Origin of the sequence: Micromonospora sp. URMC 103 (assembly GCF_051386435.1) — a bacterium.
GTDB lineage: Bacteria > Actinomycetota > Actinomycetes > Mycobacteriales > Micromonosporaceae > Micromonospora.
The window spans coordinates 2,174,367-2,198,530 of the sequence record NZ_JBPQTR010000005.1 but is presented as its reverse complement, the minus strand read 5'-3'; the positions used below and the strand labels follow the sequence as shown (position 1 = coordinate 2,198,530).

The following is a 24,164-nucleotide window of genomic DNA, read 5'->3' as shown; positions in this document are numbered from 1 at the left end:
GCGCCGGGCACCAGGCCCGGCGCGCCGTGTGGGGTGCCCGGAGTGCGGAGCTGCCGGCCGGGCGGGACGGTCAGCGCAGGCTGCGCAGCCGGGCCGGCACGTCGGCGGCCGCCGCCCGGTCGAGCAGCCAGAGGGTACGGCTCACGCCGCGCACCCCGGCCGCCGGCACCTGCACGGGGCCGGCCCCGGCCAGGGCCATGCCCACGGCCCGCGCCTTGTCGGCGCCGCTCGCCACGAGCCAGACCTCCTCGGCCGTGTTGATGGCCGGGATGGTGAGCGTGGTGCGCACCGGCGGCGGCTTGGGGCTGCCCCGCACCGCGCTGACCGGCCGGCTCTCGTAGTGCACGGGATGTTCGGGGAAGACGGAGGCGATGTGCCCGTCCTCGCCGACGCCGAGCATCAGCACGTCGAAGTGCGGCAGCTCGGCGGTGCCCGGCCGGGCGGCGACGGCCAGCTCGGCCGCGTACCGGGCCGCCGCCTCCTCCGGGTCGGCGCCGGCCGGGTCGTCGGCGGCCGGCATGGCGTGCACCCGGGCCGGGTCGAGCGGCACCACGTCCAGCAGCGCCGCCCGCGCCTGGGTCTCGTTGCGTTCCGGATCGCCGGCCGGCAGGAACCGTTCGTCACCCCACCAGACGTCGACCCGGGACCAGTCGACGGCGTCCCGCGCGGGAAGCGCCGCCACGGCCCGGTAGACGGCCGCGGCGATCCGGCCCCCGGTCAGCACCACCGACGCCTGGCCCCGTTCGGCCTGCGCGTCGAGCAGCTTCACCACCAAGCGTGCCGCCACCGCCTGCGCCAGCAGTTCGGCGTCGGCGTGGACGGCGACACTCGCCTCACTCATCTTGTGCCTTTTTTCGTCGCGGTCCGCTCGGCGGGCCGGTTGTCGTTGCCGGAGCGGGCCGCTCAGGCCCGGTCGCTGGTGCCGGCGTGCGCCGTGACGCCCGCCTCGGCCCGGTGGGCGGTCGCCGGATCCTTCCAGACGTGCACCCGCGTGCCCGGTCGGTGTTCGAGGCCCGTCACACCGGCGATGGCGCCCAGCGCCTCCGCGTAGACCTGGTCGGCGTCGAGCCGGCGCAGCTCCTCGGCCAGCTCGTCGCCGAGCGGCCGGCGCACCAGCGGAAGCTGGCGGTCCTCCTGCCCGGTACGCCGGAACGTGGCCACGCTGTCCTCCCGGGTCAGCGTGAGCTGGTCGCCGTTGGCGCAGTGCAACTGCACCTCGCGCATCCGGGGGAACTGCTCGGTGTGCTCCCAGCGCGGGCTGATGCCCAGCCGGCTGCGCAGCCAGCCGCACATGAGCGCCGCCGTCGGGTCGTGCGCCGGCGCCATGATGCTGGCCTCGGTGACTTTGGCCTCGGTGGTGTCGAACGCCCCGGCGACGAGGGTGCGCCACGGGGTGATCCGGGTCCAGGCGAGGTCGGTGTCACCGGGGGCGTAGTCGTGGGCCCGCTGGCGCAGCGCCGCGATCGGGTCCATGGCCTGGGCCGTGTCGGTGATGCGCCGGTCGGCGACCACGCCGAGGAAGTCGGTGGCGATCTCCTCGGGCGGCTCCCCGTGCCACCAGGTCACGACCGGCACGTCGGGCACCAGCAGCGGCATGACCACCGACTCGGCGTGCAGCGCCAGCCGGCCGTACATCCGCATGACGACGGCCTCGCACGGGCCGAGCCGGCCGCCCACCACGATCTCCGCGTCGAGCCGGTTGCGCTCCCGCTCGATGTCGGTGCGGACCACCACGAGCAGGCGGCAGGGGTGGGCGGCGGCGGCGATGGTCGCCGCCGCCTCCGCCTCGCGTACCCGCTTCTCGTCCACCACGACGATCAGGGTGAGGGCCATGCCGCTGGCAACGCCGCCCGCGCTGCGCCGCTCGGCGGCGAGCGCTTTGACCACCTCGTTGCCGGTGGTGTCCCACAGGCCGATCATGCTCTTCTCCAAGCCCGGCCCTCGCGGGCCAGCATCTCGTCGGCGGCCCGGGGACCCCACTCGCCGGCCCGGTACGACTCCGGCGTGGTGCCCGCCCAGGCCTGCTCCAGCGGATCGATGACCTGCCAGCTCTGCTCGACCTCGGCCGCGTCCGGGAAGAGCGTCCGGTCGCCGATCAGCACGTCCAGCACGAGCCGCTCGTACGCCTCCGGGCTGGACTCGGTGAACGCCTCGCCGTACTGGAAGTCCATGGCGATGTCCCGGACCTCCATGGCGGTGCCGGGGACCTTGGAGCCGAACTTGAGCACGACTCCCTCGTCGGGCTGGACCCGGATCACCAGCTGGTTGTTGCCGAGCGACTCGACGTCGGTCGTGTTGAACGGCAGGTGCGGCGCCTTCTTGAACATGATGGCCACCTCGGTGACCCGCCGCGGCAGCCGCTTGCCGGCCCGGATGTAGAACGGCACCTCGGCCCAGCGCCGGTTCTGGATGCCCAGCCGGACCGCCACGTACGTCTCCGTCGTGGAGTCCTCGGGGACGCCGTCCTCCTCCAGGTAGCCCACGGCCCGCTCGCCGCCGACCCAGCCGGGGAGGTACTGGCCCCGCACGGTGCCCTCGGTGACGTCCTTCGGCAGGGTGATGGCCTTCAGGACCTTCAGCTTCTCGGTGCGGATCTCGTCCGGGTCGAAGCTCGTGGGCTCCTCCATGGCGACGAGCGCGAGCAACTGGAGGAGGTGGTTCTGGAGCACGTCCCGGGCCGCGCCGGCCGAGTCGTAGAAGCCGGCGCGGGTGCCGATGCCGACGTCCTCGGCCATGGTGATCTGCACCGAGTCGACGTACTTGGAGTTCCACAGCGGCTCGAACAGGTTGTTGGCGAACCGCAGGGCCAGGATGTTCTGGACGGTCTCCTTGCCCAGGTAGTGGTCGATCCGGAAGACGTCCTTGCGGGTGAAGACGTCGTCGACCAGGTCGTTGAGCGCCTTCGCCGAGGGCAGGTCGTGCCCGAACGGCTTCTCGACCACCACCCGGCGCCAGCCCCCGGACTTGGCGTTGTCGGCCATCCCGGTGCGGGCGAGCTGCTTGAGCACCACGGGGAAGGCCGCCGGGGGGATGGAGAAGTAGAAGGCGGCGTTGCCGGGGATGCCGTGCGTGTCGCGCAGCTCGTCGAGCGTGGCCGCCAACTGGTCGAACGCGGCGTCGTCGTCGAACGACCCACCCACGAACTTGATGTTGCCGGCCAGCCGCGCCCACACCTCGTCCCGCCACGGCGTGCGGGCGTGCTTGCGGGCGGCCTCGCAGGCGAGGGTCTCGAAGTCGCCGTCACCCCAGTCGCGGCGGGCGAAGCCGAGCACCACGAAGCCCGGAGGCAGCAGCCCCCGGTTGGCCAGGTCGTAGACCGCGGGCAGCAGCTTCTTCCGCGCCAGGTCGCCGGTGACCCCGAAGATCACCAGCGCGCACGGCTCGGGAATCCGCGGCAGCCGCCGGTCCTGCGGGTCGCGCAGCGGGTTCACACCGCTTCTTCGCTCCGCCTGTTCCACGTCTTCCATCCTCACGCCCGCAGCTCACCGGCCGCATCGAGCAGCTGGGTCACGCCCGCGGACCGGTCGGTCAGGTGCAGCCGCACCACCGGGCGGTTCCGCTCGGCGAGCGCCTGCCGGTCGCCGGCGGCCTGCGCCGCCTGCAGTTCTCCGAAGGAGTACGGCTTGCCCGGCACCGGCAGGTCCTCGGCCACCGCGCCGGTCAGCTGGAGGTACGCGCCGACCTGCGGGCCGCCCTTGTGGTACTGGCCGGTGGAGTGCAGGAACCGGGGCCCCCAGCCGAAGGTGACCGGCCGGCCCGTCGCCTCGGCCAGCAGCGGCCGCAGCCGCGCCGCGTCGGCGTCGGCGAACCGGTCGAGGTACGCCATCACGGCGAGGTACCCGTCGTCGCCCAGCGCGTCGGACAGCCAGCGCAGCACGCCGGCCAGGTCGCCGGGGGCGCCCGCCGGGGCGTACACCTCGATCGCGCCCTCGGTGAACGACGGCTGCTCCGCCGGCAGGCCCGAGGCGAGGATCTTGTTGGTGTTCTCCTTCGACTCGGTGACGTTCGGCTGGTTGAACGGGTCGATGCCGAGCACCACGCCCGCCACCGCGGTGGCGTACTCCCAGGCCAGGAACTGCGCGCCGAGCGGCCCGTTGACGGCCACGTCCGGGTCGCCGCCGCCGCCGGGGACGTCGCCCGCGGAGAGCGACCCGCCGTAGCTCACGGTCAGCACGTCGGGGCCCTTGGCCCCGGGGCTCTGCGGCGACTCCACGACCACCGGCAGGATGCCGACGCCGGCCTTGCCGGTCGACTCGGCGATCAGCTGCTCGGCCCAGTCGCCGAGCCCGTCGATGCCGGTGCCGTCGGAGACCAGGGCCACCTTGTCGCGGCCGTCGGTGGCGGCGGCGCCGAGCGCGGCGCCCAGCGCCAGGGCCGGGTTGTCCCGGTCGGCGCCGAGCGACGCGGCCAGCTCCTCGGCCTGGTCCAGCAGCTCGACCACCTCGACGCCGGCCAGCGCCGACGGGACCAGCCCGAACGCGGTGAGCGCCGAGTAGCGGCCGCCCACGTTGGGGTCGGCGAGCACGGTGAACGCGCCCATCCCGGCGGCCGTCTCCTCCAGCGGCGAACCCGGGTCGGTGACGATCACGAAGTGCCGGCCGGCCTCCGCCTCCGTCATCCCGGCGTCCAGGAACGCCTGCCAGTACGCCCGGCGGTGGCTGTCGGTCTCGACCGTGGAGCCGGACTTGCTGGCCACCACGACCACGGTGCGTTCCAGCCGGTCGCCCAGCGCGGCGCGCACCTGGCCGGGGTCGGTGGTGTCGAGGACGGTGAGCGGCCGGCCCAGGGTCCGGGTGATCACCTCGGGGGCCAGCGACGAGCCGCCCATGCCGGCGAGCACGACGTGGTCGAGGTCGCCCAGCTCCGCCTTCAGCTCGGCGAGCTGGGGGAGCAGCTCACGGCTGCGCCGGTGGGTGTCCACCCAGCCGAGGCGGATCTTCGCCTCGGCCTCGGCGTCCGGCCCCCACAGGCTCGGGTCCTTCGCGGCCAGCTTGGCGGGGACGCCGGCGGAGACCACGGCCTGCCGGGTCGAGGCCGGCGCCGACTTGTCGACCGTGTCCGCCCCGTAGACGGTCAGTCCGGCAGCCGACTCGGCCGGCGTGGAGAGCAGGTCGCTCATGCCGCCCCCTCGCTGCGCTCGGCGGCGGCACGAGGCTCCCACGCGCTGATCCGGATGGTTCGCTCGCTCACGCGTTCCCTCCCGCCTGCTGCGCGGCCTGGGCGTTGCCCTGTGCGGCCCTGCCGGGGGCGCCCGCGCCCTGCGCGGCCGACTCCAGCGACTTGCGTACGCCGTCGAGCAGCTCCAGCCAGCTGGCCTCGAACTTCTCGACGCCCTCGCGCTCCAGGACGGTGATCACGTCGGTCATGTCGACGCCCGCCGCCTCCAGGTCGGTGAAGACCTTTCGGGCGGCGTCGTACGAGCCGGTGATGGTGTCGGCCTGCGTCTCGCCGTGGTCGGCGTAGGCGTGGATGACCGACTCCGGCATGGTGTTCACCGTGCCGGGCGCGATCAGCTCCTCGACGTAGATGACGTCCCGGTAGTCCGGGTTCTTCGTCGAGGTGGAGGCCCACAGCGGCCGCTGCGGGCGCGCGCCGGCGTCGGCGAGCGCCTTCCACCTGTCGGAGGAGAACACCTTGCCGTACCGCTCGTACGCGAGCTGGGCGTTGGCGACGGCGGCCTTGCCGCGCAGCGCCTTGGCCTCGGCCGAGCCGATCTTCTCGAGCCGCTTGTCGACCTCGGTGTCGACCCGGGAGACGAAGAACGACGCCACCGACCCGATCTTGGACAGGTCGTGCCCGTTCGCCTTCGCCTGCTCGAGACCGGCCAGGAACGCCTCCATGACCTGCGAGTACCGGTCCAGCCCGAAGATCAGCGTGACGTTGACGCTGATGCCCTCGGCGAGCGTCGCCGTGATCGCCGGCAGACCGGCCTCGGTGGCCGGAATCTTGATGTAGAGGTTCGGCCGGTCGATGAGCCACCAGAGGGCCTTGGCCTCGGCCACGGTCCGCTCGCTCTCGTGCGCCAGCCGCGGGTCCACCTCTATGGAGACGCGGCCGTCGACGCCGCCGCTCTTGTCGTACGAGGGGCGCATCACGTCGCAGGCCCACCGCACGTCGTACGTGGTGAGCATGCGCACGGCCTCCTCGACCTCCACCCCCCGGATGGCGAGGTCGCGCAGCTGCCAGTTGTACTCGTCGGCGTCACTCAGCGCCTTCGCGAAGATGGTCGGGTTCGTGGTCACCCCGGCCACGTGCTGCTCCCGACGCAGTTGGTCGAGCCCACCGGAGCTCAGCCGCGTACGGGAGAGATCGTCAAGCCAGATCGCCACTCCCGTGGCGCTGAGCTCGCCCAGTCTGTCCGTCATGCCGTCCACGCTCCCCTCAGTTACCGGTCGTGTAACCGGTGATGTCGCCCACTCGGGTCAACGCCGCGTGCGCCGCGGCCACGATCCGGTCCGGGGTGAACCCGAACTGCTCGAACAGCACCGAATGTGGCGCGCTCGCGCCGTAGTGCTCGATGCTGACGCTCTCGCCGCAGTCGCCGACGATGGCGCGCCAGGACATCGCGATGCCCGCCTCCACGCTCACCCGTGCCTTTACCCCGCGCGGCAGCACCGACTCCCGATAGGCCTCGTCCTGCTCGGCGAACCACTCCTGGCACGGCATGGACACGACCCGGGTGGGAGTGCCCTCCGCCTCGAGACGCTCCCGGGCGGTGAGGCAGAGCTGCACCTCGGAGCCGGTGCCCACGAGGATCACCTGCGGCTTGCCGTTGGACGCCTCGGCCAGCACGTACCCGCCGCGGGCCACGCCCTCGGCGCCGGCCAGGGTGCCCCGGTCCAGCGTCGGGAGGGCCTGGCGGCTCAGCGCCAGCGCCGTCGGCCGGTCGGTGTGCTCCAGGGCCGTCCGCCACGCCCACACGGTCTCGTTGGCGTCGGCCGGCCGCACCACGTCCAGGCCGGGAATGGCCCGCAGCGCGCTCAGGTGCTCCACCGGCTGGTGGGTCGGGCCGTCCTCGCCCAGACCGATCGAGTCGTGCGTCCAGACGTAGACCACCGGAAGCTTCATGAGCGCCGCGAGCCGCACCGAGGGCCGCATGTAGTCGCTGAACACCAGGAACGTGCCGCCGTACGGGCGGGTGCCGCCGTGCAGGGTGATGCCGTTGAGGATGGCGCCCATGGCGTGCTCACGGATGCCGAAGTGCAGCGTGCGACCGTACTCGTGGCCGGGGAAGTCCTTGGTGGCGTGGGTGGCCGGGATGAACGACGGCTCGCCCTTCATCGTGGTGTTGTTGCTCTCCGCCAGGTCGGCCGAGCCGCCCCACAGCTCCGGCAGCACCGGCGCGAGCGCCTCCAGCACCTTCCCGGAGGCCGCGCGGGTGGCCACGCCCTTGGCGTCGGCCGGGAACTCCGGCAGCGCCTCGGTCCAGCCGTCGGGCAGGATCCGGCCGGCCATCCGGTCGTAGAGCGCCTTGCGCTCCGGGTTGGCCTGCGCCCAGCCGTCGAACACGCGCGTCCACTCCCGCTGGGCCTCCTCGCCGCGCCGCAGCACCTGGCGGGCGTGCGCGAGCACCTCGTCGTCGACGGCGAAGCTCTGCGCCGGGTCGAAGCCGAGGATCTGCTTGGTGGCGGCCACCTCGTCGGCGCCGAGCGCCGAGCCGTGGATCTTGCCGGTGTTCTGCTTGTTGGGCGCCGGCCAGCCGATGATGGTGCGTAGCGCGATGAAGGAGGGACGGCCGGTCTCGGCCTTCGCCGCCTGCAACGCCTCGTACAGCGCCTCGACGTCCTCGTGGTAGTCGCCCTGGTCGGCGTCGCCGCGGCGCCAGTCGACGGTCTGCACGTGCCAGCCGTAGGCCTCGTAGCGGGCCGCCACGTCCTCGCTCTTGGCGATGCGGGTGTCGTCCTCGATCGAGATCTCGTTGTCGTCGTAGATGACGGTGAGGTTGCCCAGCTGCTGGTGGCCGGCGATGGCGCTGGCCTCGTGGCTGATGCCCTCCTCGATGTCGCCGTCCGAGACGATGCACCAGATGTTGTGGTCGAAGGCGGACGCGCCGGCCTCGGCCTCCGGGTCGAACAGGCCGCGCTCGCGGCGGGCGGCCATCGCCATGCCGACCGCGTTGCCCAGGCCCTGGCCCAGCGGGCCGGTGGTCGTCTCGACGCCGGGGGTGTGCCCGTGCTCCGGGTGGCCCGGGGTGAGCGAGCCCCACTGCCGCAGCGACTTCAGGTCCTCGAGGTCGAGGGGGTAGCCGGAGAGGAAGAGCTGGATGTAGAGGGTCAGGCTCGAGTGGCCGGCGGAGAGCACGAACCGGTCCCGGCCGGCCCAGTTCGGGTCGGCGGGGTTGTGCCGCATCACCCGGTTGAAGAGCAGGTACGCCGCGGGCGCGAGGCTCATCGCGGTGCCCGGGTGGCCGTTGCCGGATTTCTCCACGGCGTCCATGGCCAGCACGCGGACGGTGTCGACGGCCCGGCGGTCGAGGTCGGACCAGTTGAGTGCGGGGTCGGGTTGGTTGGCAGCCACGTTGGTTGTGCTCCTCGGCAGATGGGCGGAACCCTCACTGGTGACCCTATCGAGCCGTCCTAAACGTCCGCCCGGGGATCACTGCATGCTCCTTCGTACTCTCGGAGGTGTTGTCACGGTAGGTCGCAACATGTGACGGCCCGCACCGTTGCCGGGTCGGCCGGGCAGCCAAAACGACAACGCGTAGTGTGTGGGTCGGTGTGAGGCCCGTAGTGGTCCCGCCGATCCGAAACTCCCCGCGCCGATGCCGGAAGGTGGCAATCCGTGAGCATGATCACCGAGCGCCCCGTCAGCAACTCCGCCGGGCAGCAGCCCGCGCGGGCGGCGGAGGCCTCGGTCGCGCAGCGCCGGGACGTCCGGGCGGTCCTCCGGGCGTACGTGGCGCTGACCAAGCCGCGGATCGTGGAGCTGCTGCTGGTGACGACCGTGCCGGCGATGATGCTCGCCGCCGACGGGATGCCGTCGCTCTGGCTGGTCGCCGTGGTGCTGGTCGGTGGCTCGCTCGCGGCCGGCGCGGCCAGCGTGCTCAACTGCTACATCGACCGCGACATCGACCAGCTCATGCGGCGGACGAAGCGCCGGCCGCTGCCCGCGCACACCGTGTCGCCGCGCAGCGCCCTGATCTTCGGGCTTGTCCTCGCGGTGGTCTCGGTGGCCCTCATGGCCGTGTTCACCAACCTGCTGGCCGCCGCGCTCACCCTGGCCGCGATCGCGTACTACGACCTCGTCTACACGCTCTGGCTCAAGCGGACCACGCCGACGAACACGTTCTGGGGCGGGGCCTGCGGCGCCGCTCCGGTGCTGATCGGCTGGGCCGCGGTGACCGGTTCGCTCGCGCCGGCGGCGTGGGCCCTCTTCGGGGTCGTCTTCTTCTGGCAGATGCCGCACTTCTACCCGCTCGCCATGAAGTACAAGGACGACTACGCCCGCGCCGGCATCCCGATGCTGCCCGTGGTGGCGTCCTCCCGGCGGGTCAACGCCGAGATCCTGATCTTCACGTGGCTGACCGTGCTCACGTCGCTGGCCGTCTGGCCGCTCGGCATGAGCGTGGTCTACGGCATCCCCACGCTGGTGGTGGGCGGCATGCTCGTGGTCGAGGCGCACCGGCTCGCCCGCCGGGTGGCGCGCGGCCAGGCCGTCAAGCCGATGCGGCTGTTCCACTGGTCGACCACGTACCTCACGATCGTCTTCGTGGCGGTCGCGCTCGACGCGCTGCTCTGACGCCGCGAGCCCCGCTGGCGCGGCTCCCGCGCTGCCTCGACCTCGTGCTGACGCTGACGCTGTCCTCGCGCTGGCGGTGATCGACTCCGTTTCGGCGATGTGGCGGGGTCCGGGCGCGTCGGATACCGCCACATCGGCGGAATGGTGTGGCAAGCCACGTGAGTCGCATGCCGGACTGTTTGCCGCTCGGGTATCGCCCAGAAAGTCTGGATATAACCGGGCGAATTGCCTGTGCACTTCCTTAAACGCGCAGGTAACAGGCATCACAAAAGCTTCACGGTTGTCGCCCACACGGGTGGAAGTCTGCTTAGGCTTCGCGTCATGGCAGATGGTTCCGATACGACGCTGACGGCCGAACACAGCGACCAGGCCCCCTCCGGCCTCGTTGCCGGGCTCCGGTCGTTCGCCGCCGGACACGGCGGCGCGAAGGCGGTCATCGAGTACGTCGGCAAGCGCGGCGCGCGCATCGTCCTCGTGGGGGAGGACGGCGCATGGGGCGACCAGTTCGCAGACGACACGGTCGTCGCGCGGCAGGCCTGCGCCACGGCGGGAGTCGCCGTCGAGAACGCCTGGGAGCGGGAGCTCATGGACCAGATGCGGCCCAGCAACGACCTCTGGCGGTCGATGGCCCGACGCACGATGGCCCGTTGAGATAAATTGACCAACCAACAGCAGCCGACCCGGGGGGAACCCCGGGTCGCTCTCGTCACCTGCACCGAACTCGCCGACCTCGACCCGGACGACCGGCTCGTGCTCGCCCCGCTGGCGGCGCGCGGTGTCACGGCCGAGCCCGTGGTCTGGGACGACCCGGCCGCCGACTGGGCGGCGTACGACCTGGCGGTCCTCCGTTCCCCGTGGGACTACATGCTGCGCCGCGACGAGTTCGTGGCCTGGGCGGCGCGCGTACCGCTCCTGGCGAACCCGGCCGACGTGGTGCGCTGGAACACCGACAAGCGCTACCTGGACGAGTTGTCCGCCGCCGGCGTCCCGACCGTGCCCACGTCCTGGGTGGTGCCCGGCGAGCCGTGGCAGCCGCCCGCGGACAGCGGCGAGTACGTGATCAAGCCGGCGGTCAGCGCGGGCAGCAAGGACACCGGCCGCTACGACCTGGGCGACCCGGAGCACCGGGAGCTGGCCGCCGGGCATGTGCGGCGGCTGTCGGACGCCGGTCGGCTCACCATGATCCAGCCGTACCTGGAGGCGGTCGACGCCGCCGGGGAGACCGCCCTGCTGTTCCTGGCCGGCCCGGGCGGGCTGGCGTTCAGTCACGCCATCCGTAAGGGCCCCCTGTTGACCGGGCCGGACTTCGGCGTCGACGGGCTGTACCGGCCCGAGGAGATCACCCCCCGTACCGCCACTGAGGAGCAGTTGGCGGTGGCCGCGCAGACGCTGGCCGCCGTGCCGGGCGGCCCGGAGCGTCTCCTGTACGCCCGGGTCGACCTGATCCCCGGCCCGGACAACCGGCCGGTCCTGGTCGAGGTGGAGCTCACCGAGCCGTCGCTCTTCCTCGGTCACGCCGAGGGCGCGCCGGACCGCCTCGCCGAGGCGATCGTCACCTACCTGACCCGGCACCCCTGACCCCCGCACGGGGGCTCCCGCCTGCGTGATCAAGAGGTTCGCGTCAGGATCCGGCGGTCGGTCGACGCAAACCTCTTGATCACACCGGAGAGACGCGGGGGAGCGCCGCGGGGCGGCCCGGGCGGCGGCCGTGACGGGGTCAGGCGGTCGCGGGGACGGCTTCGCGGGCCGGGGCGGCGGTCGGGGTCGCGACGGCGGGGCGGCGTTCGCGCGTCGACCACTGCACGTGCAGGGCCGCCAGCAGCACCAGGCACGAGCCGAGCATGTGCGCGCCGACCAGCACGCCGGGCAGGTGGGTGAAGTACTGCACGAAGCCCACGACGCCCTGGCCCAGCTCGACGGCGACCAGCAGCAGGGCGGCCCGCGCGGGCCCGGTCGCGCCGACCGCGCGGAACGCGAAGACCAGCGCCACGGAGAGGCCGAGCAGCAGGAAGACGCCGTCGGCGTGCACCTGCGAGATCGACTCGGGGTCCAGCCCGTTGCGCGCCGCGCCCTGGTCGCCGGCGTGCGGGCCGCTGCCGGTCACCCAGGTGCCGATCACCAGCACCGCGACGGTGACCGCCGTGGTGAGCCCGGTGAGGGCGCGCAGCGGCGCAGGCACCACGGTCACCGCGGGGGCGTCCGGGTCCGCGACGCGCCGCCACAGGGCGTACGCGGCGGCGATGACGGCCATCGAGGCCAGGAAGTGCAGGCCCACGACCCACGGGTTGAGGTTGGTCAGCACGGTGATCCCGCCGACCACCGCCTGGGCGGGGATGCCGAAGAAGACCGCCACGGAGAGCGCGAGGAGCCCCCGCCGGCGTGGCCGGTGGGCGAGCACCGCGAGCACGGTGGCGAACGCGATGATGCCCACCGCGAAGGTGAGCATGCGGTTGCCGAACTCGATGACCCCGTGCACGCCCATCTCGCTGGTGGCGACGTACGACGCGTCGGTGCACCGGGGCCAGGTCGGGCAGCCGAGGCCGGAGGCGGTCAGCCGGACGGCCCCGCCGGTCACGACGATCCCGACGTTCGCGATGATCGAGGCGAGCGCGAGCCGGCGCAACAGGGCGGCGGAGACCGGGAACCGGACGGATCGCATCACGAGGGGAATCCTACGCACCGTAGTGGTGCCCCTAACGGGTGACTCCTGTCCCCGGTGTCGGGGATCACCGGCCCCCGCGTTTGCGGCGCTTCGGCCATTTACGTAACGTTGGCGTTGTGAAAAAGGCGGCGGGCGTTCCCGGGCTCCGACCGGCGACCGTTCCGGTCGCCGGCCCGCTCGCGTCCGCCGGCCAGTCCGCGTCCGCCGGGGCCGACCTCTCCACCCGTGACCGGGTGACCCAGCTGCTGCTGGAGCACGGGGCGACCACCGCGGCGCAGCTCGGTTCGGCGCTCGGCCTGAGCCCGGCCGCGATCCGCCGGCACCTCGACGCGATGCTCGCCGAGGGTGACGTCATCGCCCGTGAGCAGGTGGTCCGCGGCCACCGGGGCCGGGGTCGTCCGGCCAAGGTGTTCGTGCTGACCGACGCGGCCCGGCTCCGCTGCGGCACCCACCACTACGACAACATGGCCACCGCCGCGCTGCGCTGGATCGCCCGCAGCGGCGGTTCGGAGGCGGTGGAGGCGTTCGCCGCCGAGCAGGTCTCCGCGCTGGAGGCCCGTTGCCGGGCCGCCATGGAGGACGCCGGCGAGGACCCGCTCGCCCGGGCGGAGGCGCTCGCCGGAGCGCTGACCGCCGAGGGCTACGCTGCCAACGCGTCCACGATCGCCTCCGGTGGCCAGCTCTGCCAGCACCACTGCCCGGTGGCACACGTGGCCGCCGAGTTTCCCCAGCTGTGCGAGGCCGAGACCGAGGTGATCTCCCGCCTGGTCGGCACCCACGTGCAGCGCCTGGCCACCATCGCGCACGGCGACGGGGTGTGCACCACGCACATCCCGGCCCAGCCGGGGCGTGCGCAGTCCGGAAGAACCGTCACCACTGTGAGGACAGATAGATGACCGAGCAGATCGTCCAGCCCCTGACCCAGGAGGAGCAGCTCGCCGCCCTGGGCCGCTACGAGTACGGCTGGGCCGACCCGGACGTCGCCGGGGCCTCCGCCCAGCGCGGCCTCAACGAGGCGGTGGTGCGGGACATCTCGGCGAAGAAGAACGAGCCGGCCTGGATGCTCGACCTGCGCCTGAAGGGCCTGCGGCTGTTCGACCGCAAGCCGATGCCGGCGTGGGGCGCGGACCTCACCGGGATCGACTTCGACAACATCAAGTACTTCGTCCGGTCCACCGAGAAGCAGGCCGCCAGCTGGGAGGACCTGCCCGAGGACATCAAGAACACCTACGACAAGCTGGGCATCCCCGAGGCGGAGAAGCAGCGGCTGATCGCCGGTGTCGCGGCGCAGTACGAGTCCGAGGTCGTCTACCACAAGATCCGTGAGGACCTCGAGGAGCAGGGCGTCATCTTCCTCGACACGGACACCGCGCTGCGTGAGCACGAGGACCTGTTCAAGGAGTACTTCGGCACGGTCATCCCGGTGGGCGACAACAAGTTCGCCGCGCTGAACACCTCCGTCTGGTCCGGTGGCTCGTTCATCTACGTGCCGAAGGGCGTGCACGTGGAGATCCCGCTGCAGGCCTACTTCCGGATCAACACGGAGAACATGGGCCAGTTCGAGCGGACGCTGATCATCGTCGACGAGGGCGCGTACGTGCACTACGTCGAGGGGTGCACGGCGCCCATCTACTCCTCGGACTCGCTGCACAGCGCGGTCGTCGAGATCATCGTCAAGAAGAACGCCCGCTGCCGCTACACGACCATCCAGAACTGGTCGAACAACGTCTACAACCTGGTGACCAAGCGCGCCGTCTGCCAGGAGGGCGCGACCATGGAGTGGATCGACGGCAACATCGGGTCGAAGGTGACCATGAAGTACCCGGCGGTCTACATGCTCGGCGAGCACGCCAAGGGCGAGGTGCTCTCGGTGGCGATGGCCGGCGAGGGCCAGCACCAGGACGCCGGCGCGAAGATGGTGCACGGGGCGCCGCACACCAGCAGCACGATCGTCTCGAAGTCGATCGCCCGGGGCGGCGGCCGCACCTCGTACCGCGGCCTCGTGCAGGTGCTGGAGGGCTCGACCAACAGCCGGAGCACGGTCAAGTGCGACGCGTTGCTGGTCGACACCATCTCCCGCTCGGACACCTACCCGTACGTCGACATCCGCGAGGACGACGTGTCGATGGGTCACGAGGCGACCGTCTCCAAGGTCAGCGAGGACCAGCTCTTCTACCTGATGAGCCGGGGTCTGTCCGAGGACGAGGCGATGGCGATGATCGTGCGCGGCTTCATCGAGCCGATCGCCAAGGAACTCCCCATGGAGTACGCGCTGGAGCTCAACCGCCTGATCGAGCTCCAGATGGAGGGCGCGGTCGGCTGACCCGACCGCCACCCGGGCGGGCCGGTAGCCCGGCCCGCCCGACTCGCACCTGACCCGCCGTCGAAGACCAAGGAAGAGATGACTACCCAGGCTTCCGCGCCGCCGACCACCAAGTCGCAGGCGCTCCGCTCGTACGACGTCGCCGACTTCCCGGCCCTGACGGGCCTGGAGGAGGAGTGGCGTTTCACCCCGCTCAAGCGCCTGCGCGGGCTGGTCGGCGGTGCTCAGGCCGCCACCGCCACGGTCCGCCACGAGCACGGTGACCTGCCCGAGGGCGTCACGGTCGGCCGGATCGGCACGGACGACCCGCGGGTGGGCAGCGTGCTCACCCCGTTCGACCGGCTCAGCGCGCTGGCGTACGGCGGGGCCGAGCAGGCGCTCCTGGTCGAGGTCGCGCGTGAGGCCGTGGTCGCCGAGCCGGTGACGGTGCGGGTGGTGGGCGGCGGCGCCGACGGGCTGGCCTTCGGCCACACGTTCGTCGAGGTGGGCCGGTTCGCCGAGGTGACCCTCGTGCTCGAGCACGTCGGCTCGGCGACGCTGGCCGACAACGTCGAGGTGGCGGTGGCCGACGGCGCGAAGCTGACCCTGGTGACCGTGGCCGACTGGGCCGACGACGCGGTGCAGGCGCAGCACCTGCGGGTGAAGCTGGGCCGCGACGCCAAGGTGGTGCACGTCCAGGTGAGCCTCGGCGGCGACCTGGTCCGGCAGTTCACGAGCGTGGACTACACCGACCGGGGCGGCGAGGCCGAGCTGTACGGCGTGTACTTCGCCGACTCCGGGCAGCACCTGGAGCACCGGCAGCTCGTCGACCACGCGGTGCCGGACTGCCGCAGCTACGTGGGATACCGGGGCGCCCTGCAGGGGGAGAGCGCGCACACCGTCTGGGTGGGCGACGTGCTGATCCGCGCCGAGGCGACCGGCACCGACACGTACGAGATCAACCGGAACCTGCTGCTCACCGACGGTGCCCGGGCGGACTCCGTACCCAATCTGGAGATCGAGACCGGCGAGATCGCCGGCGCCGGGCACGCGAGCGCGACCGGCCGCTTCGACGACGAGCAGCTGTTCTACCTGATGGCCCGGGGCATCCCGGAGTCCGAGGCCCGCCGCCTCGTGGTGCGCGGCTTCTTCGGCGAGCTGATCAACAAGATCCCGGTCGAGGAGCTGCGCGAGCGGCTCGGCGCGGCCATCGAGGACCGGCTCGCCAAGGCGGGCGCTTGATGATCCGGATCTGCTCGGCCGAGGACGTGCCGAAGGGCACCGCCGTCAGCGCGGACGTCGACGGCACCCAGATCGCGCTGGTCCACGGGGAGGACGGCAACTTCTACGCCGTGTACGACGAGTGCTCGCACGCTTCGGTCGCCCTCTCCGAGGGGGAGGTCGAGGGCTGCACGCTGGAGTGCTGGCTGCACGGCTCCCGTTTCGACCTGCGCACCGGCGAGCCCACCGGGCTGCCCGCCACCGAACCCGTACCCGTCTATGCCGTCGAGGTCCGCGACGGCGACATCTACCTTCCCGTGGGCGCCGACGGCCGCCCGACGCCGAGCAATGGAGTGACCCGATAATGAGCACCCTGGAGATCCGCGACCTGAAGGTGTCGGTCAAGCTGCCCGAGGGTGAGCTCAAGCCGATCCTGGCCGGTGTCGACCTGACCGTCCGCTCCGGTGAGACCCACGCCATCATGGGCCCGAACGGCTCCGGCAAGTCCACCCTGGCCTACTCGATCGCCGGTCACCCGAAGTACGAGATCACCGGCGGCACGGTGACCCTCGACGGCGAGGACGTGCTGGCCATGTCCGTCGACGAGCGGGCCCGCGCCGGCCTCTTCCTCGCGATGCAGTACCCGGTCGAGGTGCCCGGCGTGTCGGTGGCCAACTTCCTGCGTACCGCCAAGACCGCCATCGACGGGGAGGCGCCGAAGCTGCGCACCTGGGGTGGCGAGTTGCGGGGCGCCATGGAGCGGCTGCAGATGGACCCGGCGTTCGCCCAGCGCAACGTCAACGAGGGCTTCTCCGGCGGCGAGAAGAAGCGGCACGAGATCGTGCAGCTGGAGCTGCTCAAGCCGAAGATGGCCATCCTCGACGAGACCGACTCCGGCCTCGACGTCGACGCGCTGCGCGTGGTCAGCGAGGGCGTCAACCGGGTCCGCGACACCGGCGACACCGGGCTGCTGCTGATCACCCACTACACGCGGATCCTGCGCTACATCAAGCCGGACTTCGTGCACGTCTTCGTGGCCGGCCGGATCGTCGAGCAGGGCGGCCCGGAGCTGGCCGAGAAGCTCGAGGACGAGGGCTACGAGCGGTACGTGGCCGGAGCCGGCTCGGCGCGGGCCTGACACAGAAGGACGCGGAGATGACCACCATCGCGATCCCGCCGGGAATGCCCCAGTACGACGACGTGCCCCGGTACGACGTCGAGCGGGTGCGGGCCGACTTCCCGATCCTCGACCGGGAGGTCAACGGTCACCCGCTGGTCTATCTCGACAGCGCCAACACCTCGCACAAGCCGCGCCAGGTGCTCGACGTGCTCGCCGAGCACTACGCGCGGCACAACGCGAACGTGTCCCGCTCGGTGCACACGCTGGGCACCGAGGCCACCGAGGCGTACGAGGGCGCCCGGGCGAAGATCGCCGCGTTCATCAACGCGCCGAGCCCGGACGAGGTGGTGTTCACGAAGAACTCCACCGAGGCGATCAACATCGTGGCGTACGCGTTCTCAAACGCCTCGCTGCGCCCGGACGCCGACCCCCGGTTCCGCCTCGGCCCCGGTGACGAGGTGGTGATCTCCGAGATGGAGCACCACTCGAACATCGTCCCGTGGCAGCTGCTGTGCGAGCGCGCGGGCGCGACGCTGCGCTGGTTCCCGGTCACCGACTCCGGGCGGCTCGACGAGTCCGGCCTCGACGACCTGGTCACCGAGCGGACGAAGATCGTCTCGCTGGTGCACATGTCGAACATCCTCGGCACGGTGAACGCCACCGCGCGGATCACCGAGCGGGTCCGCGAGGTGGGCGCGCTGCTGCTGCTCGACTGCTCGCAGTCGGTGCCGCACCTGCCGATGGACGTGGTCGACTACGACGCGGACTTCATCGTCTTCACCGGGCACAAGATGTGCGGGCCGACCGGCATCGGTGTGCTCTGGGGTCGGGCCGACCTGCTGGCCGCCATGCCGCCGGTGTTCGGCGGCGGGTCGATGATCGAGACGGTGCAGATGGCCGGCTCCACGTACGCGGCGCCGCCGGCCCGGTTCGAGGCGGGTACCCCGCCGATCGCCGAGGCGGTGGCGCTCGGCGCCGCCGTGGACTACCTGTCCGGCATCGGGATGAAGGCCATCCAGTGGCACGAGAAGGAGCTGACGGCGTACGCGCTGGAAGCCCTCGCCACGGTGCCCGACCTGAGGATCTTCGGGCCGACCGTGCCAGTGGGCCGGGGCGGCACCATCTCGTTCGCCCTCGGCGACGTGCACCCCCACGACGTGGGCCAGGTGCTCGACTTGCTGGGTGTGCAGGTGCGGGTGGGTCACCACTGCGCCCGCCCGGTCTGCACCAGGTTCGGCGTGCCGGCGACGACGCGGGCCTCGTTCTACCTCTACACCACCACCGGGGAGATCGACGCTCTGGTGGCGGGTCTGGAGCAGGTGCGGAAGGTGTTCGGCTGATGCAGCTCGAGTCTCTCTACCAGGAGATCATCCTGGACCACTACAAGCACCCGCACGGGCGCGGGCTGCGCGACGCCGACCCGGCGGCGCGCACCGCCGAGGCGCATCACGTGAACCCGACCTGCGGGGACGAGGTCACGGTGCGGGTGGCGACGGACGGCGCCGTGCTCACGGACGTCTCGTACGACGGCATGGGCTGCTCGATCAGCCAGGCGTCGGCGAGCGTGCTGCACGAACTGCTGACCGGCCGGGGTGCCGGGGAAGCGTTCCAGGTGCACGAGGCGTTCGTCGAGTTGATGTCCGGGCGTGGTCAGGTCACGCCGGACGAGGAGGTGCTCGGTGACGGGGTCGCGTTCGCGGGTGTGGCCCGCTACCCCGCCCGGGTGAAGTGCGCGCTGCTGCCGTGGATGGCGTTCAAGGACGCCGCGGCACGCGCCGGGGTGGGCGTGAGCCCGGAGGTGAAGGCATGAGCGACGAGACGACCACTGCCGCGACGCCGGCGACGGGCGGCGGCAAGGCCGCCCTCGCCGACATCGAAGAGGCGATGAAGGACGTCGTCGACCCGGAGCTGGGCATCAACGTGGTCGACCTCGGCCTGGTGTACGGCGTGCACGTCGACGACGAGAACGTGGTCACCCTGGACATGACGCTCACGTCGGCGGCCTGCCCGCTGACCGACGTCATCGAGGACCAGGCGCGGCAGGCGCTGACCACCGGCCCCGGCGGCGGCCTGGTCAACGACGTCCGGATCAACTGGGTGTGGCTCCCGCCGTGGGGCCCGGACAAGATCACCGACGAGGGCCGCGACCAGCTTCGCTCCCTCGGCTTCAACGTCTGACTGATCCTCTTCTCGGGCGCGGCACCCCGGCGGGTGCCGCGCCCGACGTGTTCCCGGCGAGCGTCCGACGCGGCGTCGCTTGGCGAGGCGACACCGGTCGGTGCGGCCCTGACGACTCAGAGGCATAAATATGCCTCTGAGTCATCACGTCCGTCGCGGATCCAGCGCGCCGGGTCGGAGCCCAGGGGCACCCCGACTGCGGCGTCGCCCTCCACCGGGCCGCCCCGCACGTCCACCGCGGTGCGGCGGGCGCCGGCGAAATCGGGTCGCGGCCACGGACCCGGTTGGGCCAGGATGACGGCGTGTTCGAGGCGTACCGGATGAAGACTGCCCCTGTCGGCGCGGCCACCGCCGCGCATCGACAGCGGCGGGCTCCCGGTCGTGCCTCGACCCGCCGCCGACCGTCGTGACCGGGGCGTTCCTCGCCGGCCTTGTCGCCGGCTACGGCGTCGCCATCCCCGTCGGCGCGATCGCCGTGCTCATCCTGGGTCTGAGCGCCCGCACCTCGTTCCGGGTGGGTGCGGCCGCCGCGCTCGGCGTGGCCACCGCCGACGGCCTCTACGCGGCGGTCGCCGCGCTCGGGGGCGCCGCCCTGGCCGCGGTGATCGCGCCGGTCGCCGGGCCGCTGCGCACGGTGGCGGCCGCGGTCCTGCTCGCGCTCGCCGCGCACACCGCGTGGCGGGCGCTGCGCCCCCGGTCGCCGAGCGCGAGCCGGGGCGGGCGCGGCCTGGAGAGCCCGGCGCGAGCGTTCGGCGGTGTGCTGGCGTTGACCCTGCTGAACCCGGCGACCGTGGTCTACTTCGCGGCACTGGTGCTGGGCCGGGGCGACGCCGCCGACCCGGACCCGGGGGCCGCGGCGCTGTTCGTGCTCGGGGCGTTCGTGGCCTCGGCCAGTTGGCAGTTGCTGATCGCCGGCGGCGGCACCCTGGTGGGCCGGGCGCTCGCGGGCGCCCGGGGTCGGCTGGTCACGGCCCTGGCCTCCAGCGTGATCATCGCGGCGCTCGCCCTCGCCACGTTGCTGGGCTGACCGGCGGCGACCGTCCAGAGCCGACGCCGCACCGTAGCCTCGCCTGTCCGGCTGATGCCGGGAGCCCGCGGTCCGCCTAGGGTGACGATCATCAATGGAAATCCGCCGTCGACCCCGCCGACCCGGGAGCGCGGACGTCCATCCACTCCTCACCGACAGGGGGACGACTTGAGGATCACCCTGAAACGCCGACCGCGACAGGGGTCACCCGACCGCCGCCCGGTTTCCCGACCCATCGCCGCCCTGCTCGTCGCCGGGCTCGCGGCGGCGACCCTGCCGATCCTGGCGGCGCCCGCGCCGGCGAGCGCGGCACCGTCCCCGACGGGCCCCTGGCAGAAGGTGGACGGGAAGCCCGCCCCCACCAAGGCCGGCCGCAAGGCCACGGTGGACGCCCAGCGGCTCACCACGTACAAACTGGACCGCGGCGGCCTGAAGAGCACCCTCGACCGGGCGCCGGGCGAGCGTGACCGGGCGGCGCGGGCGCAGCGCCAGGTGGTGTCCCTGCCCGCGCCCGACGGCACCTTCCAGCGCTTCGACCTGGTGGAGTCGCCGGTCATGGAGGCGGGCCTCGCGGCGGCCCACCCGGAGATCACGACGTACGCGGGCACGGGCCTCGACGACCCGACCGCCACGATCCGGGCGGACCTCACCCCGCTCGGCTTCCACGCCTCGGTCCGCTCGGCAGCCGGCGCCTGGTACATCGACCCCTACTACCACCTCGACCAGAGCCTGTACGCGAGCTACTTCGCCCGTGACCTGGCGAACCCCCACGGTGCCCTCATCGAGCGCGAGGACGTCGCGGCGGCGGCGAAGGCGCTGGAGGACGAGGTCGGGGTGGCGCCGAGCGAGGCGCCGGTGGGCCCGCAGGTCCTGCTGCGCACCTACCGGGTCGCGCTGGTCACCGACCCGTCCTACGCCACCTTCTTCGGCGCCGAGAACGTCACCGCCGCCAAGGTCACCCTCATGAACCGGGTGACCCAGATCTACGAGGACGAGACGGCCATCCGGCTCGTGCTCGTCAACGACACCGACAGGACGAACCTGAACACCCCGGCGCTGGCCACCGAGCCGAACGGCCCGTGCGGAGCGGCCGCCTGCTTCACGCCGGCGCAGCTCAGCTCCTGCGGCAGCGGCACGCTGAGCCGGAACCGGATCGTCCTCGGCCAGCTCGTGGGGGCCAGCAACTACGACGTGGGCCACATCGGGCTCGGCGTCAACGGCGGCGGTGTCGCGAGCCTCGGCGTCGTGGGCGGCAACGGCAAGGCACAGGGCTGCACCGGCCTGCCGACACCCGTCGGTGACTTCTACGCGGTCGACTACGTGGCGCACGAGATGGGTCACCAGTTCGCGGGCAACCACACCTTCAACGGCACGCAGTACAACTGCTCGGGCGGCAACCGGAGCGCGGCCAACTCGTACGAGCCGGGCAGCGGGTCGTCGATCATGGCGTACGCCGGCATCTGCCAGCAGGACAACCTCCAGCCGCACAGCGACCCGTACTGGTCGCACCGCAGCTACACCGAGATCACCACCTACGTCACGTCGACCCGGCCCGCCATCAACGAGGTGCAGACCGTCTCGCTGCGCGACTTCGACACCGACGGCGACTCGTTCACGATTTCCTACGCGGGCGCCGAGTCGGCCCCCGTCGTCCGGGGCGCCACCTACAGCGCGGCGGGCATCAAGGCTGCCATCGAGTCGATCGCGGGCTGGCCGGCCGGCGCGACGGTCACCGTGGCCCCCTTCGGCGGCAGCGGCACGCTGACCGACACCGGATTCCAGGTGACCTTCGGCGGCACCCTGGCCGCCACCAACGTCGGTCAGCTCGCACTCGCCACCGTCTCCGGCACCAGCGGATTCGTGGGCGAGACGGCAAAGGGTGGCGCCATCGACAACGGCGGGTTCCAGGTGCAGGAGACCGGCAACCACGCGCCCGTCGTCACCGTGCCGGACACGCTGACCATCCCGGTCCGTACGCCCTTCGCGTTGACCGGCGGCGCCACCGACGCCGACGGCGACACGGTGACCTACCTGTGGGAGCAGAACGACCGGGGCGGCGCCGCGGGCACCGCGCTCGTGGACAACGTGAAGCGGAACGGTCCGCTGTTCCGCCTGTTCGGCGAGGCCGCGTACGTGTCGCCCGAGGACACCCTGAAGTACCACTCGCCGGGGCTGAACGCCGTGACCACCGACCCGACCCGGGTGTTCCCGGACCGGGCGCAGGTCGCGGCGGGCAACACGAACGCGAAGACCGGAGCCTGCCCGCCCGCTCCGGCGCCGCCACCCACCGGCGGCGCCTCGAACGTCCCGCCGGAGCTGGTCGACTGTTACTCGGAGTTCCTGCCCACCGGCGACTGGGTCGGCATCGCCAACGACCGGACCCTGCACTTCAAGCTCACGGCGCGGGACGGGCGCCTCGGCGGCGGCGGCGTGGGCAGCGCCGACGTCGCGGTCGGGCTGGCGCCGGACGCCGGCCCGTTCCTGGTCACCTCGCAGGGCTCCACCGGCGTGCTCGACGGCGGTTCCACGCAGACCGTGACCTGGGACGTCGCGGGCACCGACGCGGCGCCCGTGAACGCCCGCCAGGTACGGATCTCGCTCTCCGCCGACGGCGGCGCGACCTTCCCGTACGTGCTGGCCGACGCGGTGCCAAACACCGGCAGCGCGGCGGTGACCCTGCCCAACGTGGCCACGAAGCAGGCGCGGATCCGGGTCGAGGCGGTCGGCAACGTCTTCTTCGACCTCAACGACGCCGACGTCACGATCCGGGCCGTTCCCCAGGTCTCCCACGACGCCCCGGCGGGTGGCGCGGTCGTGCAGTACAGCGACGCGCTCGCCCCGGCGGTCACGGTCACGGCCACCGACGGCGACACCGCCGGCGGCGCGTTGACGGCGTCGGCCACGGGCCTGCCGGCCGGCCTGTCCCTGGCCGTGTCGTCGACGTCCGGCGCCGACACCCTGCCCGGCACGCGCACCTGGGCCGTCGCCGGGACCGCCACGGCGGCCCCGGGCGACTACCCGGTCACCGTGACGGTCTCCGACGGCACCGGCCTGGCCGGCAGCACGTCGTTCACGATCCGTGTCACCGCCGAGGACGCCGCGGCGACCTGGGCCGGTGACACCCTGGTCACCACGGCACTCGGCCGCACGAGCGGGCGGGCGCTGCTGCGGGCCGTGCTGCGGGACGGTTCGGTGCTGCCCGGCGCCACCGACAGCACGCCGGGTGACCTCCGGGGTGCCACGGTCACCTTCGCCGAGCGCGGCGTGCCGCTGTGCACGGGTGCGGTGGAGCTGACCGGCACGGCGACCACCACCGCGTCCGCGTCGTGCGAGGCCACCCTCGGGAAGGGCACGCACACCGTCACCGTCACGGTGGGTGGCCGCTACACGGGAGCCACCAGCGCGCAGGTGCGGGTGGCCACCATCGACGGGGCGATCCTCACCGGTGACGGCGCGCTGACCGCCGGCCGCTCGGCCGGCCGCTACCCGGCCACCGCCGGATCGCCCGTGACGGTCGACCTGCTCGCCATCCCGGCGTGGCTCGGCGGAAGCCCCGTCGGGTCGGCGACCGTCGGCTTCCGGTCGGACGGCCGCTCCTACCAGATCCGCTCCCGGGCGGTCGACGGTCTCGGCCTGAGCCGGGCCGGCGACGTGGCCCAGGTGCGCTACCGGGCCGACCTGTACGACGGCACGGGCAGGCTGGTCGCCGGTGCGGTGACGCTGGCGGTGACGGTGACCGACCGGGGAAGCCCCGGCCGCCACGACACCGTCGGGATCACCCTCTGGCGGGGCGGTGAACTGCTCTTCTCGTCGGACTGGACGGGGGCCGGCACCGCCGAGCGGCGGCTGGAGCGCGGCAACCTCACCGTGCACTGACCCTCGTGGGCGCGGGAGGACACTCAACGGTGTCCTCCCG

General features: G+C 72.5%; 20 protein-coding genes. 13 read left to right on the top strand and 7 right to left on the bottom strand.

Annotated elements, in window-relative coordinates:
• Positions 1-70: 70 nt before the first annotated feature.
• From pgl to tkt, 6 genes are all read right to left on the bottom strand, one after another.
• On the bottom strand, positions 71-841 hold the full coding sequence (gene pgl / locus ACSNOA_RS23335; protein ID WP_436661400.1) for a 6-phosphogluconolactonase: 771 nt from the start codon (positions 839-841) through the stop codon (positions 71-73).
• Between the two features lie 62 nt (positions 842-903).
• Positions 904-1,920, bottom strand: a complete 1,017-nt coding sequence (locus ACSNOA_RS23330; RefSeq protein ID WP_436661398.1) for a glucose-6-phosphate dehydrogenase assembly protein OpcA — start codon at positions 1,918-1,920, stop codon at positions 904-906.
• A complete protein-coding gene (zwf, locus tag ACSNOA_RS23325) occupies positions 1,917-3,467 on the bottom strand; it encodes a glucose-6-phosphate dehydrogenase (protein ID WP_436662420.1) in 1,551 nt (516 codons plus the stop codon). The genes ACSNOA_RS23330 and zwf overlap by 4 nt, the downstream gene beginning before the upstream one ends.
• Positions 3,468-3,469: 2 nt before the next feature.
• Positions 3,470-5,119, bottom strand: a complete 1,650-nt coding sequence (locus tag ACSNOA_RS23320) for a glucose-6-phosphate isomerase (protein ID WP_436661397.1) — start codon at positions 5,117-5,119, stop codon at positions 3,470-3,472.
• 67 nt (positions 5,120-5,186) lie between these two features.
• On the bottom strand, positions 5,187-6,365 hold the full coding sequence (tal, locus tag ACSNOA_RS23315; protein WP_436661395.1) for a transaldolase: 1,179 nt from the start codon (positions 6,363-6,365) through the stop codon (positions 5,187-5,189).
• Positions 6,366-6,381: 16 nt separating this feature from the next.
• Positions 6,382-8,517, bottom strand: coding sequence for a transketolase (gene tkt, locus ACSNOA_RS23310; RefSeq protein WP_436661394.1), 2,136 nt, complete (start codon positions 8,515-8,517; stop codon positions 6,382-6,384).
• Between the two features lie 264 nt (positions 8,518-8,781).
• Here tkt and ACSNOA_RS23305 point away from each other — a divergent pair, with 264 nt between their 5' ends.
• The 3 genes from ACSNOA_RS23305 to ACSNOA_RS23295 all read left to right on the top strand — a co-directional run bounded on the left by ACSNOA_RS23305 (position 8,782) and on the right by ACSNOA_RS23295 (position 11,316).
• Positions 8,782-9,738: a heme o synthase gene (locus tag ACSNOA_RS23305; RefSeq protein WP_436661392.1), complete on the top strand. Its 957-nt coding sequence runs from the start codon at positions 8,782-8,784 to the stop codon at positions 9,736-9,738.
• A 321-nt stretch (positions 9,739-10,059) separates the two neighbouring features.
• Positions 10,060-10,389, top strand: a complete 330-nt coding sequence (locus ACSNOA_RS23300) for a hypothetical protein (protein WP_436661391.1) — start codon at positions 10,060-10,062, stop codon at positions 10,387-10,389.
• A gap of 6 nt (positions 10,390-10,395) precedes the next feature.
• Positions 10,396-11,316 (top strand): ATP-grasp domain-containing protein, encoded by a 921-nt coding sequence (locus ACSNOA_RS23295; protein WP_436661389.1) that lies wholly within the window; start codon positions 10,396-10,398, stop codon positions 11,314-11,316.
• Positions 11,317-11,455: 139 nt separating this feature from the next.
• Here the strand turns inward: ACSNOA_RS23295 and ACSNOA_RS23290 are convergent, their stop codons facing one another.
• Positions 11,456-12,418, bottom strand: coding sequence for a COX15/CtaA family protein (locus tag ACSNOA_RS23290; protein WP_436661387.1), 963 nt, complete (start codon positions 12,416-12,418; stop codon positions 11,456-11,458).
• Positions 12,419-12,516: 98 nt separating this feature from the next.
• Here ACSNOA_RS23290 and ACSNOA_RS23285 point away from each other — a divergent pair, with 98 nt between their 5' ends.
• The 10 genes from ACSNOA_RS23285 to ACSNOA_RS23240 all read left to right on the top strand — a co-directional run bounded on the left by ACSNOA_RS23285 (position 12,517) and on the right by ACSNOA_RS23240 (position 24,124).
• Positions 12,517-13,296, top strand: coding sequence for a helix-turn-helix transcriptional regulator (locus ACSNOA_RS23285; RefSeq protein ID WP_436661385.1), 780 nt, complete (start codon positions 12,517-12,519; stop codon positions 13,294-13,296).
• On the top strand, positions 13,293-14,723 hold the full coding sequence (gene sufB, locus ACSNOA_RS23280; RefSeq protein WP_436661383.1) for a Fe-S cluster assembly protein SufB: 1,431 nt from the start codon (positions 13,293-13,295) through the stop codon (positions 14,721-14,723). The genes ACSNOA_RS23285 and sufB overlap by 4 nt, the downstream gene beginning before the upstream one ends.
• A 78-nt stretch (positions 14,724-14,801) precedes the next feature.
• On the top strand, positions 14,802-15,944 hold the full coding sequence (gene sufD / locus ACSNOA_RS23275) for a Fe-S cluster assembly protein SufD (RefSeq protein WP_436661381.1): 1,143 nt from the start codon (positions 14,802-14,804) through the stop codon (positions 15,942-15,944).
• Positions 15,944-16,288 carry a non-heme iron oxygenase ferredoxin subunit gene (locus ACSNOA_RS23270; protein ID WP_436661380.1) on the top strand — a complete coding sequence of 115 codons (345 nt, stop codon included), beginning with the start codon at positions 15,944-15,946 and terminating at the stop codon, positions 16,286-16,288. The genes sufD and ACSNOA_RS23270 overlap by 1 nt, the downstream gene beginning before the upstream one ends.
• Positions 16,288-17,061, top strand: coding sequence for a Fe-S cluster assembly ATPase SufC (gene sufC, locus ACSNOA_RS23265; protein WP_436661378.1), 774 nt, complete (start codon positions 16,288-16,290; stop codon positions 17,059-17,061). Before ACSNOA_RS23270 ends, sufC begins: the two co-directional genes overlap by 1 nt.
• Positions 17,062-17,078: 17 nt before the next feature.
• On the top strand, positions 17,079-18,383 hold the full coding sequence (locus ACSNOA_RS23260; RefSeq protein WP_436661376.1) for a cysteine desulfurase: 1,305 nt from the start codon (positions 17,079-17,081) through the stop codon (positions 18,381-18,383).
• The gene (gene sufU / locus ACSNOA_RS23255; RefSeq protein ID WP_436661375.1) at positions 18,383-18,853 is read left to right on the top strand and encodes a Fe-S cluster assembly sulfur transfer protein SufU; all 471 of its coding nucleotides are present in this window, start codon (positions 18,383-18,385) and stop codon (positions 18,851-18,853) included. Before ACSNOA_RS23260 ends, sufU begins: the two co-directional genes overlap by 1 nt.
• Positions 18,850-19,221 carry a metal-sulfur cluster assembly factor gene (locus ACSNOA_RS23250; protein WP_436661373.1) on the top strand — a complete coding sequence of 124 codons (372 nt, stop codon included), beginning with the start codon at positions 18,850-18,852 and terminating at the stop codon, positions 19,219-19,221. Before sufU ends, ACSNOA_RS23250 begins: the two co-directional genes overlap by 4 nt.
• Positions 19,222-19,627: 406 nt before the next feature.
• Positions 19,628-20,248: a LysE family transporter gene (locus tag ACSNOA_RS23245; protein WP_436661371.1), complete on the top strand. Its 621-nt coding sequence runs from the start codon at positions 19,628-19,630 to the stop codon at positions 20,246-20,248.
• A 168-nt stretch (positions 20,249-20,416) separates the two neighbouring features.
• Positions 20,417-24,124, top strand: a complete 3,708-nt coding sequence (locus tag ACSNOA_RS23240; protein WP_436661370.1) for a M12 family metallo-peptidase — start codon at positions 20,417-20,419, stop codon at positions 24,122-24,124.
• Positions 24,125-24,164: the final 40 nt, after the last annotated feature.